A 15,788-nucleotide genomic window follows, 5' to 3' on the forward strand; every position below is an offset into this window, starting at 1 on the left:
TCGGACCTCACATAATCAATTTGTTGAAACTATCGAATGACCAAAGATCGGGCTTTTCGATGGTAACGCCGTGTGGATGTTCCGGAAAAAATGCCTTGGTGCCGTCCCCATCCCTCTCCAGCGCCAAGTAAGCTTCGCCTGAATTCTCCGCCAAGAAGCGTTTGGCTTCATCGGTGAGCGTGCGTGCCAAGACTACTATGGGCACGTTCTGCTGTCGGCATCTTTCGACAATCTTCGGCTGAATGTGCCGATCTCGGAAGCCGTAACCCACGCAGAGAAAGGAGGCAGCCTGCTCCAAAGCTCGGTCGGCACCTTGGATTGCCGATCGAAATGGCTCATCGTGCGTGCGCTCGTATTTACTCACACCAGGCGTCACAATCAGAGGCTCAAAGCCTTCTGGAAGAGCATTAGGTATTGGCAGGGAAACAACCCGGCCAGTGGCATCAGCAAACCAGTCGAGAGAACCGTGAACCTTCCAGATCCTGACGGTTCTCGCCGTCTGGCCTCCCCGACGAACTGAAACCGGATCACCACCTTCGCGCGGCCGGATAATGCCAGGCAAAAAGCCTGTCGCGTGAAAATATCCAGCCATATCAGATGCATACTCTGCGACGCGATCATAATTTGGTGTCACAATATTTGTGACCGTATGTGTGCTTTTGAACATCCCACGAAGTAAGTCAGCTAGGTCGAAATGCTCCTCACCGCGCGCAGCACGCCCCATCAAAACTAAGTCGTCTTCGGCGATCGCCTGCCAAGTGAGTCCGACGATTTTTTCGACGAGACTTATCGGCGCCGCAGTTTTGAGCAGAGCCTCCTCTAGGCCATCCCCATCAGCCAAAGCTGTTCTGATCAACAACCATGCATCCGCTTCCTCACCTTCGTCAGGTTGGATATGGTCGCGGAGATATTGGGCCAAATCATCCATGCCTCTCAGGCCGTGTACAACTGATGCTCCGCTCCCCAGAATGACGACTGGGTGTTGCTGGAAACAGTGTTGGGCAAACGTCGCGATCCTCTCGATGATCTTTTCTTCTCCGTTCATAGCCTGATCTCCGCGTCGGGGTTTCCGGCGGCGAGCGCGTTCATCCAGGCAAGACAAAGCTCACGGCTTCGATATTCGCCGAAGGCTTCTTCCTCTTGTCGTTCAATGATCGGGAAGGTCGAGTAGACATATCGGACATCGTCTCGGTCGGTGAGGCCGTACAGATGAAAGAACAAGGCATCGAGCTTGGCGCGCAGCATCAAACGTCTGTCTTCGTTCCAGGCGAAAGGCGGTCGGACCGCGCCGGTATCGTCAACATATCCAAGATCGTGCGCAAACGCGGCAATGTCGTGAGCCGTGTAAGTCAGCTCCAGCACAGCTTCGCACACGATCTCAACCGCGGATTTACTGCCAAATCGGGTTGATTGAATCAGCTCAGGCGGAATCATCGGTAGCTGCTCGAGAATGTACCAACTCGCATGGTTGCTGAGGATCTTGGTCCTGGCGATGAAGTCGACCATCGTGCTGTTGAGGGATGCGGCCAATATGGCTTGCGCCTTTGCACGTTCTCTCGCATCTTCGATTTCGACCCTCAGGATAGGCAGGGTGTGTCCGGCCCCGAATGGCGGGATGATGCAGGAAATCAGGGAGCGGGCATTGGTCGTCGATGTGACATCTTTTATTGCCAGTTCGACGTTCAAATCGCCGGGGTCGAGCACAAAATATCTTGGCGCGATGACGTGGCTTGGGTCATGCCGCTGCTCGTCAGTCGTTGCAGCACCTTGGCCACTGCGATGCAGATTTGCGTCAATGGTAGTAATGCCGGATGCGCGATGATCGAAGGCTTGCACCATCTTGCCTTCGTACAAGGGCACCCAGTTGCCCTGCGCGCTGCCCCAGACCCCTCCATGCTCGGGCCAGGCACCTTCCTTCTCTTCAAGTTCCTTGGTGGTTCGAAACTCATCTGAAGAGTTCGCCATGTGGTACTGCGTGGCATATCTTACTGGCCAAGCTTTGACCTCCGAACCCGATGAACGGTCCACGAGAACAGGGAAACGTTCATACGTCTCTGTGGCGATCTCTCGATCCCGGGCCGCGCGATAGACCGGTGCAGTTTTCGAATTCGGATTCACATGCTGGAAGTGATCGACCCCCATGCTGAAGACTTTGTGCAGGTCTTTCAGCTCGGTGATATCGCGCACGAAAGTAGCAAAACGGCATTCGCCGAAAGTCTTTTGACCACCAGAAAAGACCAGAACGCTGAATTTAAAGCGATAATAGACGTCCGGGAAGAAGAGGGGACCTTCCGCTCGTTTATTGAAGAAATCAAAATAGCAGGATGCCGCATGGCCTTCGATTAATTGTGAAAAAAACTCCTGTGAGCTTGTTTCCGTTGCGATGCCAGAGGGAATGAGAAGCCCGACAATGCCATCCGGTGCAATTATCGCCCGTGCCCGTTCCACGAACAGCGAGTTGAAATTCGTATCACCCCCGGACAAGAGCGGGTAATCGCCACCCTTGCGTGCCATGCGGCTCGTCGATTCCGCGCGTGCATTGGCCTTTTCGAACTCCTTGGCGAGCGGGTCGCCAGCCTTCTGTAGGTCAGAGATTAGGGCTTTGCGGTCCGCAGCACGTTGAACCCGGGCAATTTCCGGACGGCGGGCTGCAAACCATTCGACCTGCTGAAGCTTGATCCGATCCCATGGCGGGTTTCCGACGATCGCGTCGAACCCGCCTGTGAGCGTTTCATCTTCCCAATCCGACCAGATGCCTGGAAACGCGACCTGCCAATTTAGGAAGTTCTCTTCGGAGATCAGAGTTCTCGCTTCGGCAAGGATCTCGGCGAACCGTTGGTCTGCATCACGTTTGATCCGGGGATCACGTTTACCCATGGCAATGGCCAAGGGATCACCGAACTGCCCGTCGAAGAAGACTTTTAGAGCCGCCTTTCCGGCCTTGTCTTTGACGCCAATCCATTCCAGCGCGTGGATGAATTTTAACAGCGCGTCGAGGGGCGCTGTCATCTCCTCCACCTCGGCAAACACGTCGGCCGAACGGTGCGCCTCGGCGATTTCAGCGTCTGTCAGCCCTTCAACGATCTGCATCTTGGAAGCTGCCCGCAAAGCCCGCCTCATGGGCTCGTGCAGGAGGAGCGGAGTTCCAAAGGTTGCAGCCTTGTCGATTCCGTTCTTGACCCATGACCCGAAAAGGCTGTCCCCGCACCGCAAGTGGTGATCCAGGAAAGACAGTGGCGCGCCCACGGTGAAGGTGTGAAGCCACAGGGCTACCTTCGCGAGTTCGACCGCCATCGGGTTCTTGTCGACGCCGTAAATGCAGCGCTTGAGAACCATTCGGCGAATGATGTGCCGGTCGTCGAGTTGCTCCTCGTCAATCGTCCAGTTCCGCTCATCAGCATTGGCCAATATGGTGTTGCGGATCGTATCGATCCGTTCGCCCAAGGGAGAGATATAATCTCCCCATTCTTCAGGTGCATCGAGTTCGGCCTCGGCCATGGCCGCAATCACCTGGTCGGCCATGAAATCCACCAGACTTACGAGGAAATGGCCTGAGCCCATGGCCGGATCACAGATCTTTAGGTCGAGAAGCGCGGTTGCCGGATCGAGACGCTTGAGCTGACCAATCTTGCGATGATCTGGCAAGTCCCCTTGCCCCAACTCTTCGATCTTGTCTCTGAAGGCACGCTTGCGCTCTTCGAGAAGCGGTTCGAGGGTCTCGGTCAGAATGAGCTGCACCAGGTCATCCGGCGTGTAGTAGCTGCCTGAACCTTTACGCGCGAAGATGTTGGGCTGAACCGTGATGTCATCGCCATCGCGCGTCACCTCATATTCGAGCAGCCGTTCATATATCGAGCCAAGCTGCTGCACCGAGAGGTTACGGTAGTTGATGTACTTGCGCCCCTCTGGTGTCACCTCGAAGGAAAGCGCGTCGATCACGCGCGCCATGACCGCATCGGGGATGCGGATATTGGTCAAGATCGCATGGCGTTCCTGATCGAAAAGACCGCCGTTGTAAGGTGGAAGACCGATTGAGGCGTCCCCTTGGTCAATCGCGATGAAAAGATCGGCCATCGCGCCCCAATAGCGCGCAGCCGTTTCAGAGAAGACATCGTTCTTGTCTTTGCGTTCTTTGACATCGAGACGCACTTTGTTGCGCAGTCCGTAGTCGTCATAGCGCGTGTCCTTAACCGGCAAGAGGTCGCGGTCTTCAGCGTATAGGATGAACAAGAGCCGGTAGAGCAGGATCAGCGCGGCTTCGCGCACATCCTGTAGATCGGCCTCGGGTGCGGCTTTGACGATCGAGCGCACAAGGTCAGGAAACACCTCTCCGAAAACCTTGTTTGAGAGGTCTTCAGCAACGCGCTCTTCGTAGAACTTGCCCTCTTCGAGAGCTTTTTCGTGGAAAGTGCGCGGATCAGCGCCTGCAGGCACGAATGCCTCACGCCGGAAGATAAGCAAAAATACCTTCAGCCAGTGGCGACGATCGTCTTCATTTAGCGCGAAAAGCCCGTCATTGTGCCCTGGCAGATCGAGGATTGCCGCGATGTCGAGCTCGAAGAATTGCTCAGACACAGACCGCGCGCCCGAGAAGTAGAGCCGCCATTTTGAGCCGTTGGTCAGAATGCCCCAACGGAGTGTACCGCCCGTGATATCGTCGATGCGGCGCAAGTAGCGGAGCATCTGGGTCGAGGGCGCGGTTTCCTCTCCACGTCGGCCAGATCGCCGATCGAGTGGGCGCGCCCATCTTTTGGACTCAACCACGGCGCGGCCAAACTCGTATCGCTTCCATTCTTCGGGGAAGCCGTTCGCCTTGGCCTTCGTTTCAACGCTTTCAAACAGCAGACCATCGGGCACGTCTTCGCGCCCCCTTGGTGACAGGTTTTGCTGACGCAGCGATTCCGTCCAGCCAAGCGCTTCAAGAATTGGCCAGATCAGATCGTCTTCTGTTTGGCTTTCATTCGGTGTTTGAGCAATTGGGAAGCTTTCAAAATGGTCACGAATGCTCTCACCAAACTTTTCAAGATCAGCATCGCCAAGCGTGTTCCACTCCGAAACGTCCTGAATGGACTCGGTCAAAAAGTCGGAAGTGAATAGGCTGCCCTGGCTTGCGATCTCACTGCTCAAATCGAGATTTCCTCTTGTTTTTTCGTAACGTATCAATTCCCGAAACGCGATGCAGCACAAATGTGAGGCGCGCAAACATAGAGCAACTTGCCATCGTCAGACCTATGATTACTCCGCATGTCCAGCTTCGGACCGTTTGGCCATCATTGACCGCAGATCGTCAAGGCCATCCAGTGCGGTTCGTAACTGAGCGTCATCTTCCTCCTTTTCCAGATCATCCGACGCCACCTGCCCCACAAAATCCATCTCCATCTGCCGCTGCTCCTCCGCGGTCACCGCCTGAACCACGGCTGCAGTCTTCTTTGGCGAGGTGTCAACTCGCGTCGGAGGCCGTTGCGCCTCGCCTCGCACCTGATCCGCGCTTTCAGATAGGGATTCATCTACTGCTCCTCCGTGCGAACGCGGGAACAAAGGCATCGCCTGAACACTCAGCGGCAGCGTGCCCTGCGGCCCCCCTCCCCCCGGCTTCGGAAACGGCAACTCCCCCGTCTGCGCCGCGTGGATCGCCTTGAACAGCCGATCGTCAAAATATTGGATCCGCTTCGCGCGGACCGGCATCTGGGCATCGATGACCATGACGATCTCGTCGAGCGGTAGGCGGCGCGCCTCATCTTCGGGCAGCAAGGAACTTTCTTCGGTCCGTGTGGATTGGCTGCGCCCTTCAAAGGGGTTCTTGCCGATGGACTGGGACCGCGTGATAACGGTCTTGGTGGTCTTGCCAACCGCCTTGCTGAGCTCTTCGACGGTCTTCTCATCCGAGGGCGTGAGATAGAGTTTCACGCCCGCGTTGCCCTGCAGCGCACGGCGGGTGTTTTCGCCATAGATTTCATCGAGGGCGGGGATGGTTTGTGTCACGACGGCCAGGTGACCGCGATAGGTCCGCAGGGTCTCGATGCTCTCGACCACGATGGGCATCTTGCCGAGACGGTTGAACTCGTCGAGCATGATCATCACGGGCCACGGCTCGTCTGGCCCGGGGTCCTTTTCCTGCATGGCCGAGAGGAGATCGGAGAAAAACAGCCGGATCAGCGGCGCGAGCGGCTTCACCATCAGCGGCTGGACCACGAGATAGACCGAAAAGGGCTTTTTCCGGATCGTGCGGAAATCAAAGTCCGAGACTGCCGTCGCTTCATCGATGGCCGGGTTCTGCCATTGATCGAGCCCCGAGGTCATCAGGAGCGAGACGTAAGAGGTCAGGGTGTCATTGTTGGTCGAAGCCAACCGCGTGAAGATCAGTTTTGCGGCCCGGTTATCCACCTCGTGGCCGCGCGCGAAGTATTCCTTCTGCTTGTTCCCGCCCGAGGCCGCGATGCGATAGATCTCGCCCAAGGTCGGGCGCTTGCGCTGGAACGCCAGCAGGCCTGCCGCCACGAAGAGATCGATCCCGCCCTTGAGCAGGCCCTGCACCCGGTCATTGTCGCTCTGCAGGAACAGCGTCGCCAGGAGTTGCAATTCCATCTGCTGGCGCGCGGGATCTTTCAGTTGATAGATGCGCAGGAGCGGGTTGTAACGATGCGTGCGCTTGCCCTCCCAATCGGTGGGGGCAAAGCGATAGACTTGGTCGCCTTGGGCTGCGCGGTGCCGGGCCGTTGCCTCGAAACACTCGCCCTTCACATCGAGCGTCACGGCAGAGCCTTGCCAGGTCAACAGGTTCGGAATGACGAAGCCCGTGGTCTTGCCGCGGCCCGTGGGCGCCACGATCAGCGCATGCGGGAAAACCTTCGAACAAATGTAATTGGCGCGGGAGCCGGGCGGCCCCAGCTTGCCGAGGATGAACCCGGTGCCCGGCGCCCCGAAGAAGCCATTGGCCTTCATCTCGCGCGCGGTCTGCCAATGGGTCTGACCAAAGCGTGTCAGGGCGGACCCCGAGAGGGCGAGGCTCAGCATCAGGCCGGCGGCGGCGAAGCTGCCGATGATCAGATGGATGAGTTGGGCGTCCTCCGGGCGGCGATCGAGGATCGCCATGTAGTTCTGCGCGATATAAGCAAAGTCGATCTCGGCCCCAAACCCAAGATCCTGGTAGGTCAGCACCGCCGAGGCGATGGTATAGCCCATGGCGGCGGTCACCAGCGTTACCAACAAGACACCGGTCGCGATCCGCGCCTTTCCCATGGGCGCGCTCAATGGACCTGTCCTCGCTCGGTCTCGCCATCCACATCGCCAGTGCGGTGTTTTTCGTATTCGGTATCTGCAAGATCATCGACCACCTGGCGCAAGGCCTCCGTGTTGGCCGTCGCGGCATCGGATTGCAGATAGACCTTGGCGACATAGAGCCGGTCGAGGCGGTCCTCGAGAACCTTTTCCAGCGCATCGGCATCACCGGATGTGAGCCGCTCAAGTTGACGGTCATCCAGCACCCGCGCGATCTCGGTTCGGAAGGCGTCCCGCTCCGCCTCGGTCTCGAAGGGCGCGGACAACTCCCCCGCCCGCTCATGGTCCAGGACACGCGCAATCTCGTCTGCGAGGCGGTCGGTACGGTCAGACTGCGGCGCAGTTTCATCGCGGGCTGCGAGGAGTGCGTCGCGCGTTCCAGACCCAAGCCCCTCGCGCAACTCGGTTTCGCGGCGGACCTGATTGATGACCTCCGTGTCCCGGATCTCGACGACGGCCGCATAGGTCGCGCCAAGCCCGCGGGCGAGGTGGGACGGCATGTCCGGATAGCGCGCGCGCAAGTCATCTGCGACAGCATCCGCAACAGGTGTGCGGACATCGCGTCCCTCCATGATGCGGTCGACCTCGCGGGTGATCTCGCTGGCACGGGCCGCATCGGTAATGGTCTCCCTGTAGGGCGCAGACCGGTCAATCACATCGCCAGGGCGTGCGAGCAGATCCGGGTGTGCCTCGAGATATGCACGCTGCTCCGTCTCGATCCGGCGCTCCGCCCGTGAGACAACCTCCCAGTCCCGGTCCTCGATCTGCTGCGCGGTCAGGCCGTCTGCGCGCATCTCCTGACGGATTGTCCCTTCCATCGCCCGGACCGCGCCCTCGTGATAGTGGAACCGCTCGTTGATCGGTTCCGCTTCCATGACGCCATCCCGGCGCAGCACGTTCTCCCGCTCGAAGAGCGTGCCAAGTTCGACATGCACATCGTTGAGAATGTCGCGGGCCTGTTCCAGATCGGCGCGGCGTTCAAGGTTCAGATCGCGCGCCTCGGCCACCTTGGAGAGATCATCTGCGATCCATTGATGCTCCAGCGCGGCGCTCGAGGCCCCGGTTTCGATCCGGGCCACCACTTCCGATGTGCTGATCCCGGTGCCGCGTAGTGCCGCGTCAATGCGCGATCTCAGGTCGGGCTCGGCCAGACGCTCGCGCTGGCTGGCGTCGATATTGGCTTCGGAATAGATCCCGCCCTCCGACGGGGTCTCTGACAGCGTGGATGAACGCAATCCGAGAGGCTGCATGTGCTGGACCTGCGTCTGGATCTCGATGAGGCGTTTTTCCAACACGGGACGTTCCGCGTCGGGCTTCTCGGCGATCATGCCCTGCACCCGCGCGAGCTTTTCCGCATAGAGGCTTCTGAGATCCTCGAAGCTTTGATCCTCGGCCATATACACATCTCCTGTTCGGTCCACCTGCCCGCCGCGCGCCAGCACCTCGCCCGCGCGGAAGAGGGCTGCGGCAATATCCTCGCGGGCCTCCCGGGAGGCCTCTGCGGCCAGCGAATGGTAGACGGTTCTGGTGTTGGCGATCTCCGCCAGCGTCCGGGTCAGGTCGGCCCCCACACGTTCCCGCTCGCGGGGAGCGCGACCCTCTTCTTTCGCCGCATAAACCTCGCTGGTGCGGGCTGGGTAATGTACAACCCCGCGATCCACCCGCCGTGTGGCCTCCAGGCGCACGCCGTACTTCTCCGCCTCCTCGACCATGGCGAGGCGAAAGTCGTCATAGTTGAAGCGATGGTTGCGCCCGAGGAAAAAGAACTCGCCTTCTTGCGAGCGGCGGTTCAGCACCAGATGCGCATGGGGATGATCGCGGTCCTCATGCACCGCGATGATGTAATCGAAATGCCCCGCGTCGGTCTGGAAGAACCGCTCGGCCACGTCCGTCGCGATGTCGCGCACATCCTCCCCACGCGTGCCCACGGGGAAGGACATGAGCATGTGGGTGGTCTGGCCCAGCTTGGGCTTGAAGCCCGCATCCCACCGCTTGGCAAAGCGCTCGGTCAGGTCCTTGATGTCACCCGCCTCGAGCTTCGCCTTGCCATCCAGGAACCCGCTACTGTCCACGATATGGGTAGACTTGGTGGTGAGGTAATCGAGCTGGATTGCGAGCTGCGATTTGGTATACGTGCCCCCGCCCCGGATCGCCTTGAAGACCGCTGGCCGATGCCCTGCTGCCGCACGCGTAAGCTGGGTCTGCTTGGCCACGTGCAGCCCCTGCATCGAGCCCCGGACTCGGCTCCAGCCATCCCGAAAGATCTCGCCCGTGACGGCATGGACGGCATCATTCAGCCGCATGGGCAAACTCCCTTAGCGCGGCCGTGGCTTCGAGCTGCATCGCATCACGTCGGCGGCGCAGGAGCAGGTCAATCTCGTCAGCGGAATCCAGGATGAACCGCGCCAGCCCGCGCATCTGCGCAAGGCGCAATTCGGAGAACTCGGCACGCGTGCCACCGTCAGCCCCCTGCCCCCGCCGGTTGGCCTGCGTCATCTGCTTGGCGATCTGCGCGACCCCATTTCCGACCTCGTGCAGAGAGGCGCGGTAGCGCGCCATCTCTGCTGCCATCTGCGCGTCCGGAACGAACACCCCGCCTGCCGCCTGAATGAGCCGCCTGAGCCCCTCGGCCCGGCTCTCGATCCCGGCCTCGTCCAGCACCTCGTCGAGCGCCGCAAGCTCCGCAGCCGTGACCTTCACACTGACCGCGGAGACCGGGATCGCGGCATCTGCCTGGCGCTCGGCATCAGCTTTCAGGACGTAGCGCACGGCCCGCGATGTAACACCGAACCTCGCAGCCAGCTCGGACGTCGACACACCCTCCGCGGCCTCGCGGACGATCTGCATCTTCTCGATCTCTGTCAGGCGTTTTGCTCGGGACATGCGGAAGAAAGACCCCCTATTTCCTGCCACCTTCCACCAAGGCTGCCCCCACCTTACGATATTATACCTAGCTGTCAATTATATACTTACGTCGCATTCAGGCTCAGGCAGCCTTGGTGTCCGCTTCCCCCGCGGCCCGCAGGGACGCGGCTCTGCCGCCCTCACCACCGGGCGACCCACCTGTCCAATGGGTCCCCTTCCCCAGCCCCGCCCGAGGGTCTGGCCGAACACCCAAGTGTTCGGAAGGAACCGCGGGCGGGCGCAAACCCCACCGAAAGGGCGGACAGGCAGGGTCAAGGAGGGCCAGATTTGGCTCCGCCAAATCTCTGCCGCAAAAACCGGGAGGCCCTGGCCGATAGGTTTTTGTGGATGGCCCCCTTGAGGCTGACTGGCCGGTCTGTCGCGGCCTGACCCTTCCGGGAGAAGCGCGTCTGTTGAATGCAAAGCGACCGGCGGCTTCGTGAGGTCCCCTTGAGCGATCTGACCGCCGAACCCGGCATCCCTGGAACTGGGATCGGGCCGCCTGATGGCGGCCCATCCTCGTGAGAGGATTTAGTCCTGCGGGTCCTTCGCGCTCGGCGGGAACATCACCAGCTCCGAGACCGCGACCGGGAAGTCGAGCTTGAGGCTGAAGAACTCCGAGCCGTCCCCATTGCGAGTGTTGCGGAACATGGCACCCACGCGTTGGAAGCGGGTGCGCTCCTGGCCATCGGTGTCGGTGAACTTGACGGGGACGGTGGCGACGTAATGGTTGGTCATTTGGGTTACTCCTTGTTGCGATGGGGATCACCCGGCACGGGGGCAAAAGGCCCGGTCGCAAGCGCAAATGCGGAGGGTCCGCGGCCCCGCCGTGGAAGCCGTATTTGTGCTTGCCGGAGCGTCAGCGGAGGGCACGCACGGGCCGACCCCGTGCGATCCACATCTATGAGCAAAAAGGAGAGACCCAAATTTGTGCCACCACTTTGAAGCCGCCATCGAACCCGTCGATCGTGATCGAAGATGGCTAGGTTCGTTCTGATCCAATGCATCTGGATATCGATCCGTCACGCTCACCATGTGGCAGGTCAGCGTTCCGCCGCGCGCGAAGGTTCGTCGTCTGGGTCGGTTGGGCGCGTCTGCTATCGGCACCAGGGTTGAGGGCGTGGGGGACAGCTGGTGCGTCCACATCGGTACGGCACGGCCAGACCTTCAGCAATGAGCGTGCTGCCGACGTCCCGACCGTCAACGAACAACGAGCCGCAGAACCGCCCGAAGTTGCACTGATCCGTACCCTCCGTCCCGGGCCGGCAGGAACAGGCCACGCGCTCAAACTCAATTGATGTCGCACCCCGCACCAATTGACCTAGACGCGCAGTCGCGCGCTCCCCGACCTCACGCTCTGCAGTGCAGGCGGGTCTCCATGTCTCAGGCGCGTTAAATCCAACGAGACGCACGTTCGCTCTCAGGCCTCGAACATCGATCGTATCACCGTCAATGATCCGCACATCGCTGGCGCGAAGCGACCGGTCCTGTGAGGCGGGTCGCTCTGTTGGCGGCGCGACTGGCGACAAGAAACGGGTCGCCATCCAGCCCATACCAAAATTGGATCGAATCTGGGTCCACTGCCCATCTTCGCGCAGAATTTCGACGCGGGTTCCTTCGCTCAAGACACCCATCACGGCATTGGAAGTAGACGGACCAGCACGTTGATTGACGCGTGTCCCTGTCACATAGACGTAAGCGGCGTCGGCAGTTTGCGATGAGGGAACGGCTGACGGACTGTAAGGTGTGGATCGCGTGTTCGATGATTCAAACAATGATCCAACCAATGCGAAGAATCCGACAGCGATCACCAACGGAACCATGATTTGGCGTTGAGCCTTGCGCACGGCACGCCGAGGTGCATTGATCGCGCGGGTCACGGAGACCGGACGGGGTCTTGCCTGACCGGTTCTGGTACTGCGCCTTGGTGCTGGTTTAGACGTCTTGTCTTCAGCCGCTGACTTTGTCTGGGCCGGTTTTTCCCGTTCCAGTTTCAAGACTTTGTGCAGGCTCGCATACTGCGCTTTGCTCAGGCGCGTCTGCGTCCCATACCGCTGAAACCGCTCAGCCATGTTCGTGAGAAAAGACATCTCCCAATCGTTTGCCTGCCCGGATCGCAAGCGCGCATCAATGCGTGATTGAATCTCTTTGGTGCGTTCCGGAGAAAAAGGCATCTAGGAAAAACCTGGGCGGGTGTTGATCTGTGCAACAAATGTCTTCTGCCGCACGGCCACATTAAGCTGTAATTGCATCGAGATACCATCCAGCGATTTCCGAAACCAGATTGGACGGACTACAAACACCTAGGCATTCGACTCCCATTGCTGGAGTTCACTGCGACGCCGCCGTTGTTCACACACATCTGGGAAAACGGTGAAAGGGCCGCCCGAAGGCGACCCTCTATGTTCAAGTCTCCGCGGTCTTCTTAGCCGGGTCAGCAACCCGCATGACCGTCAGGCCTTTCGCTTCCGCCTTCTGCCCGAGGTTAAGCGCGACCCCGTTGCCGCCGAAGAGGACAACCCCCGTCGCCGCGAACTTGTCGTCCAGCATTTCGTCGTTGCACTTGAACGGTGCCGCCCGCCCGTGCGCGGACCAGCGCGGATCGAAGCGCGCCTGCGCGATCCCGCGTGCCCGGGCCCACCGGGCCGCAATCATCTCCGCCCCGTGCTTGCCACCCTTGTGGCAGAGGAAGATTTCCTGGTTGCGGTTCTGCTTGATCCGTTCGCGAACCTTGTCGAGCGTGTTGAAGATCACATCGACATCTGTCCAGTCGGTTGCGCCTGAGACGATCAGGGGAACCCCCTCGACTTTCGACTTCTCGGCGGTTTCACGGTCGTGCTGCTCCAGCAGTTGCCGCGCCTCGAAGACCGCGCCAGTCTCTTGCGCCCGGACGCTTGCGCGCGACCCGGCTGCCGGGATGAAGGCGTGACCGGTCTCGATCTCGTAGCATTCCGCCGCCGCTTCGCTCATCACCTCGATGGCGCTGACAATCTCGCGCAGCTGCACAAAGCGCGCCTGCGCCTCTTCGAGCGCGGTCTCGGCGATCTCCGATCCGTCGTGGGATTTTGCCAGCGCACCGATCTTGTCGGCGGTGCGGTCGACCTCCTTGCCAAGCGCCACCTTGCGGCGCTGCAGGATCGTGGCGAGCCCATGGGCCAGCGGTTCGATTTCCGCCTCGAGCCCGGTATTTCGCAATTGACCGAGCAGAGCCTCGAAGCTCTCGCGGATGATGTGGTCGGTCAGGATGTGATCTTCCGGGATCGGCAGCTGCGCGTCCTTCTCGGTCAGCCCGAAAAGTTCGATCGTCTCGTAGGTGTTTGCGGTGTCGTAAGCCATGTCTGGTCTCCAGTGTTCGGTTCCTAGGCCACCACGTGAGTGTGGGGGCATGGCCGAATGCTTGGTTTCCGAATCTGCCCGGGTCAGGGACGGCGCAGCCGCCGGCTTGCCGGGCGCAAAAGTTTTCTGCGCGCAACACCGGACACATGCGCGCCCTCACGCACGGGACCATCCCGCGCCACATGCCCCGCCCCCGCCGAAAAGTTTTGCGATCCTTGACGCGGGCTGATTTGGGGGCCATCCGGAGGATATGCTTCCGCGCTCATGTGTGTGTGGTTTGACGGTAGGTTTGCCCGACCCGAGCAGGCAAACGGCCCGACCGGACGCGTGAGACGGATGGAGCGGCGGGATCGTTTTGCCCCGCAAAACAGACCAGAGCGCAATCCGGCGGAGCGGCCGGGGAGGGACGTGCTCGCGAGGCGGGCAAACCGGGACGCCGGGTGCAACGCCGCGGTGAGGCCGCATGGCCGAATGCGCGACGGACCGAAGGGCCGTTCTCCCCTGCGACACGCGAAGCCGAGCTGGGGAGGCCGACAGGCATCGGGCGGTATGTTCAAAACTGCGAAATTCGTAAGTCTGCAAGCCCCATAATGTTTCAGTTGCTCAATCCGTCGGCAAGGAACAAGATGGGAACAAAAAGGAGACCGAGCAATGGTTGATGACATCGAAATGCCCCCTGAACTGTCGGAAGCACTTCAACGGCAAAATGAGATAGACTGGGCGGAGGCCGGGCAGAAGGCACCAGTGTCTGGTTTCACCTACAAGGGAGTGCAGCTTGAGACCAGATGGGCGGTCCTTCGTGAGCTGGAGGATATGAAACGCATTGTCGATGCCATGCCCGAGCTTATGTCGCGGCGCATAGAAACCATCTGGTGCGACTCCAAAGCCGGCGCGATCTACATCGTGACCGTGAAAGACAGACTCTGGGTTCCCGATATGAAATTGACGATCTCGGACGCGATCGTGGACACGGTCGGCGGGCACAACGGAATTTACATTGACGGTGACGCGCCCGCCGGAATGAACGTTGACCCGTATTGGCCGGGCAACTACCCCTAGGGTCGGGATCCAACGGGCGAAAAGAGCGCAAAACCTGCCACCTCACGTTGACAGGTTTTCCACCCCACGGGTATGGTGGCTTTCCATATCCACCTGTGGCGGGATATCGTACACCTAAGCATCGTGTTCCAATAACCGCGAGTTCGGGAGTAGCGGAGTACCGATATTCGGGTGGGGTGGAAATTCCACCATTCGAAGGCCCGGCCAAGCCATTGAGAAGACGCCCAAGCCTCCGTAAATCGAATGACAAGGAGGCCCGCAATGGCAAAGACAATCAAAACAAGCAAGGCGCGCAAGAAGGCGCCGGAAAAATCCTCGACCGAACGCATCTTCGGACCGAAGGTCTATTCGCATGGGTATACCGGCGTTCCAAATATCCTGCTGCGCGCGCAAAACCGGCTGGGGATCACCCCAACCCAGCTGACCATCATCGTCCAGCTTCTCGGTTACTACTACGATCCGCTCCGTCCGCCTTTCCCGACGAAGCGCGATCTTGCAAAGCGCATCGGCATCACGGAGCAGACGATCAGGATCAACATTAAGGCGCTCGAAGAAGCCGGGCTCGTCACGCGCGAACAGTGGAAGACGAGCGCCGGTGACTACGGCCCGAACCGGTACCACCTGACCGGGCTGATCAACAAGCTGAAGAAGCTCGAACCGGATTTCGAGGAGGAACGGAAGGAGCGGGAGGAAGCTCGGGCCCTGACCGAGACGCCGCGTGCCAGGGCAAGCGCCCGCGCCAGAAAGGCCAAGGGCGATGGCGGCACAGAATAAGCGCATCCTTTGTTTCATCGACGAATGCGGAACCGCCGGCGAACCCGGCTTCGCGCTCGGATGCGTGATGGCTTGGGCGCGGGAGTGCGGACGCGCGGATAAATCCTTGAGTGATTTGCTGGAGCCGAATGCGAACGAGCTGCATGCGGCGAATCTGAGTCGTGAATACCTGCAAAGTCTTCTGGCGCGCTTCGCACAGACTGACCGGCCCGAGGGCATGATTCTGATGAATAGGCTGGGAACGGTCACCGAGGGCACTGCGCCAGCGATCTACGCCGGGAATGTCATCGAGACCGTCAAGGTCGCCGTCGGGCAATTCCGGAAGCTGAACCGGATTCGCGGCCAGGGCGTCGGCAATGTGGAACTCATCCTCGATCTGAACCACCACAACACGGTAAGCGCCCGGTTTCTACCGCAGCGGCTGGTCCTTGACGCGG

At 60.0% G+C, this 15,788-nt stretch carries 11 protein-coding genes; 3 read left to right on the plus strand and 8 right to left on the minus strand.

Features of this window, described 5'->3' with window-relative positions; translation table 11 throughout:
- Window positions 1-7: 7 nt before the first annotated feature.
- From PVW49_RS21830 to PVW49_RS21860, 8 genes are all read right to left on the minus strand, one after another.
- Window positions 8-1,045 carry an SIR2 family protein gene (locus PVW49_RS21830; RefSeq protein WP_274591572.1) on the minus strand — a complete coding sequence of 346 codons (1,038 nt, stop codon included), beginning with the start codon at window positions 1,043-1,045 and terminating at the stop codon, window positions 8-10.
- A complete protein-coding gene (locus tag PVW49_RS21835) occupies window positions 1,042-5,127 on the minus strand; it encodes an Eco57I restriction-modification methylase domain-containing protein (RefSeq protein WP_274591573.1) in 4,086 nt (1,361 codons plus the stop codon). The genes PVW49_RS21830 and PVW49_RS21835 overlap by 4 nt, the downstream gene beginning before the upstream one ends.
- Before the next feature lie 108 nt (window positions 5,128-5,235).
- The gene (locus PVW49_RS21840; RefSeq protein WP_274591578.1) at window positions 5,236-7,239 is read right to left on the minus strand and encodes a type IV secretory system conjugative DNA transfer family protein; all 2,004 of its coding nucleotides are present in this window, start codon (window positions 7,237-7,239) and stop codon (window positions 5,236-5,238) included.
- Window positions 7,240-7,247: 8 nt separating this feature from the next.
- Complete coding sequence (locus PVW49_RS21845) at window positions 7,248-9,581, minus strand: relaxase/mobilization nuclease domain-containing protein (RefSeq protein WP_274591574.1); 2,334 nt, start codon at window positions 9,579-9,581, stop codon at window positions 7,248-7,250.
- Entirely contained in the window at window positions 9,568-10,161 is a 594-nt protein-coding gene (locus tag PVW49_RS21850; RefSeq protein ID WP_274591575.1) for a helix-turn-helix domain-containing protein, read from the minus strand. Before PVW49_RS21850 ends, PVW49_RS21845 begins: the two co-directional genes overlap by 14 nt.
- Before the next feature lie 552 nt (window positions 10,162-10,713).
- Window positions 10,714-10,920, minus strand: a complete 207-nt coding sequence (locus tag PVW49_RS21855; RefSeq protein ID WP_007120662.1) for a hypothetical protein — start codon at window positions 10,918-10,920, stop codon at window positions 10,714-10,716.
- Between the two features lie 359 nt (window positions 10,921-11,279).
- Window positions 11,280-12,356, minus strand: a complete 1,077-nt coding sequence (locus PVW49_RS23820; protein WP_093036932.1) for an SH3 domain-containing protein — start codon at window positions 12,354-12,356, stop codon at window positions 11,280-11,282.
- A 232-nt stretch (window positions 12,357-12,588) separates the two neighbouring features.
- Window positions 12,589-13,518 (minus strand): DUF2493 domain-containing protein, encoded by a 930-nt coding sequence (locus PVW49_RS21860; protein ID WP_093036938.1) that lies wholly within the window; start codon window positions 13,516-13,518, stop codon window positions 12,589-12,591.
- Between the two features lie 651 nt (window positions 13,519-14,169).
- Between PVW49_RS21860 and PVW49_RS21865 the strand changes: the two genes are divergently transcribed.
- The 3 genes from PVW49_RS21865 to PVW49_RS21875 all read left to right on the plus strand — a co-directional run.
- Window positions 14,170-14,577 carry a hypothetical protein gene (locus tag PVW49_RS21865; protein ID WP_274591576.1) on the plus strand — a complete coding sequence of 136 codons (408 nt, stop codon included), beginning with the start codon at window positions 14,170-14,172 and terminating at the stop codon, window positions 14,575-14,577.
- A 261-nt stretch (window positions 14,578-14,838) separates the two neighbouring features.
- Window positions 14,839-15,351, plus strand: coding sequence for a helix-turn-helix domain-containing protein (locus PVW49_RS21870; protein ID WP_093036943.1), 513 nt, complete (start codon window positions 14,839-14,841; stop codon window positions 15,349-15,351).
- Window positions 15,335-15,788 (plus strand): hypothetical protein (locus tag PVW49_RS21875; protein ID WP_274591577.1); only part of this gene is annotated, 454 nt, incomplete at its 3' end. The genes PVW49_RS21870 and PVW49_RS21875, both read left to right, overlap by 17 nt.

The sequence above is a fragment of the Marinovum sp. PR37 genome, from assembly GCF_028807375.1.
Classification (GTDB): domain Bacteria; phylum Pseudomonadota; class Alphaproteobacteria; order Rhodobacterales; family Rhodobacteraceae; genus Marinovum; species Marinovum algicola.

What these genes read in the sequence shown, in the direction of transcription:
- PVW49_RS21860 (WP_093036938.1), bottom strand. Translation starts at nt 13,518, where the DNA reads ATGGCTTACGACACCGCAAACACCTACGAGACGATCGAACTTTTCGGG.
- PVW49_RS23820 (WP_093036932.1), bottom strand. Translation starts at nt 12,356, where the DNA reads ATGCCTTTTTCTCCGGAACGCACCAAAGAGATTCAATCACGCATTGAT.
- PVW49_RS21845 (WP_274591574.1), bottom strand. Translation starts at nt 9,581, where the DNA reads ATGCGGCTGAATGATGCCGTCCATGCCGTCACGGGCGAGATCTTTCGG.
- PVW49_RS21870 (WP_093036943.1), top strand. Translation starts at nt 14,839, where the DNA reads ATGGCAAAGACAATCAAAACAAGCAAGGCGCGCAAGAAGGCGCCGGAA.
- PVW49_RS21830 (WP_274591572.1), bottom strand. Translation starts at nt 1,045, where the DNA reads ATGAACGGAGAAGAAAAGATCATCGAGAGGATCGCGACGTTTGCCCAA.
- PVW49_RS21865 (WP_274591576.1), top strand. Translation starts at nt 14,170, where the DNA reads ATGGTTGATGACATCGAAATGCCCCCTGAACTGTCGGAAGCACTTCAA.
- PVW49_RS21850 (WP_274591575.1), bottom strand. Translation starts at nt 10,161, where the DNA reads ATGTCCCGAGCAAAACGCCTGACAGAGATCGAGAAGATGCAGATCGTC.
- PVW49_RS21855 (WP_007120662.1), bottom strand. Translation starts at nt 10,920, where the DNA reads ATGACCAACCATTACGTCGCCACCGTCCCCGTCAAGTTCACCGACACC.
- PVW49_RS21840 (WP_274591578.1), bottom strand. Translation starts at nt 7,239, where the DNA reads ATGGGAAAGGCGCGGATCGCGACCGGTGTCTTGTTGGTAACGCTGGTG.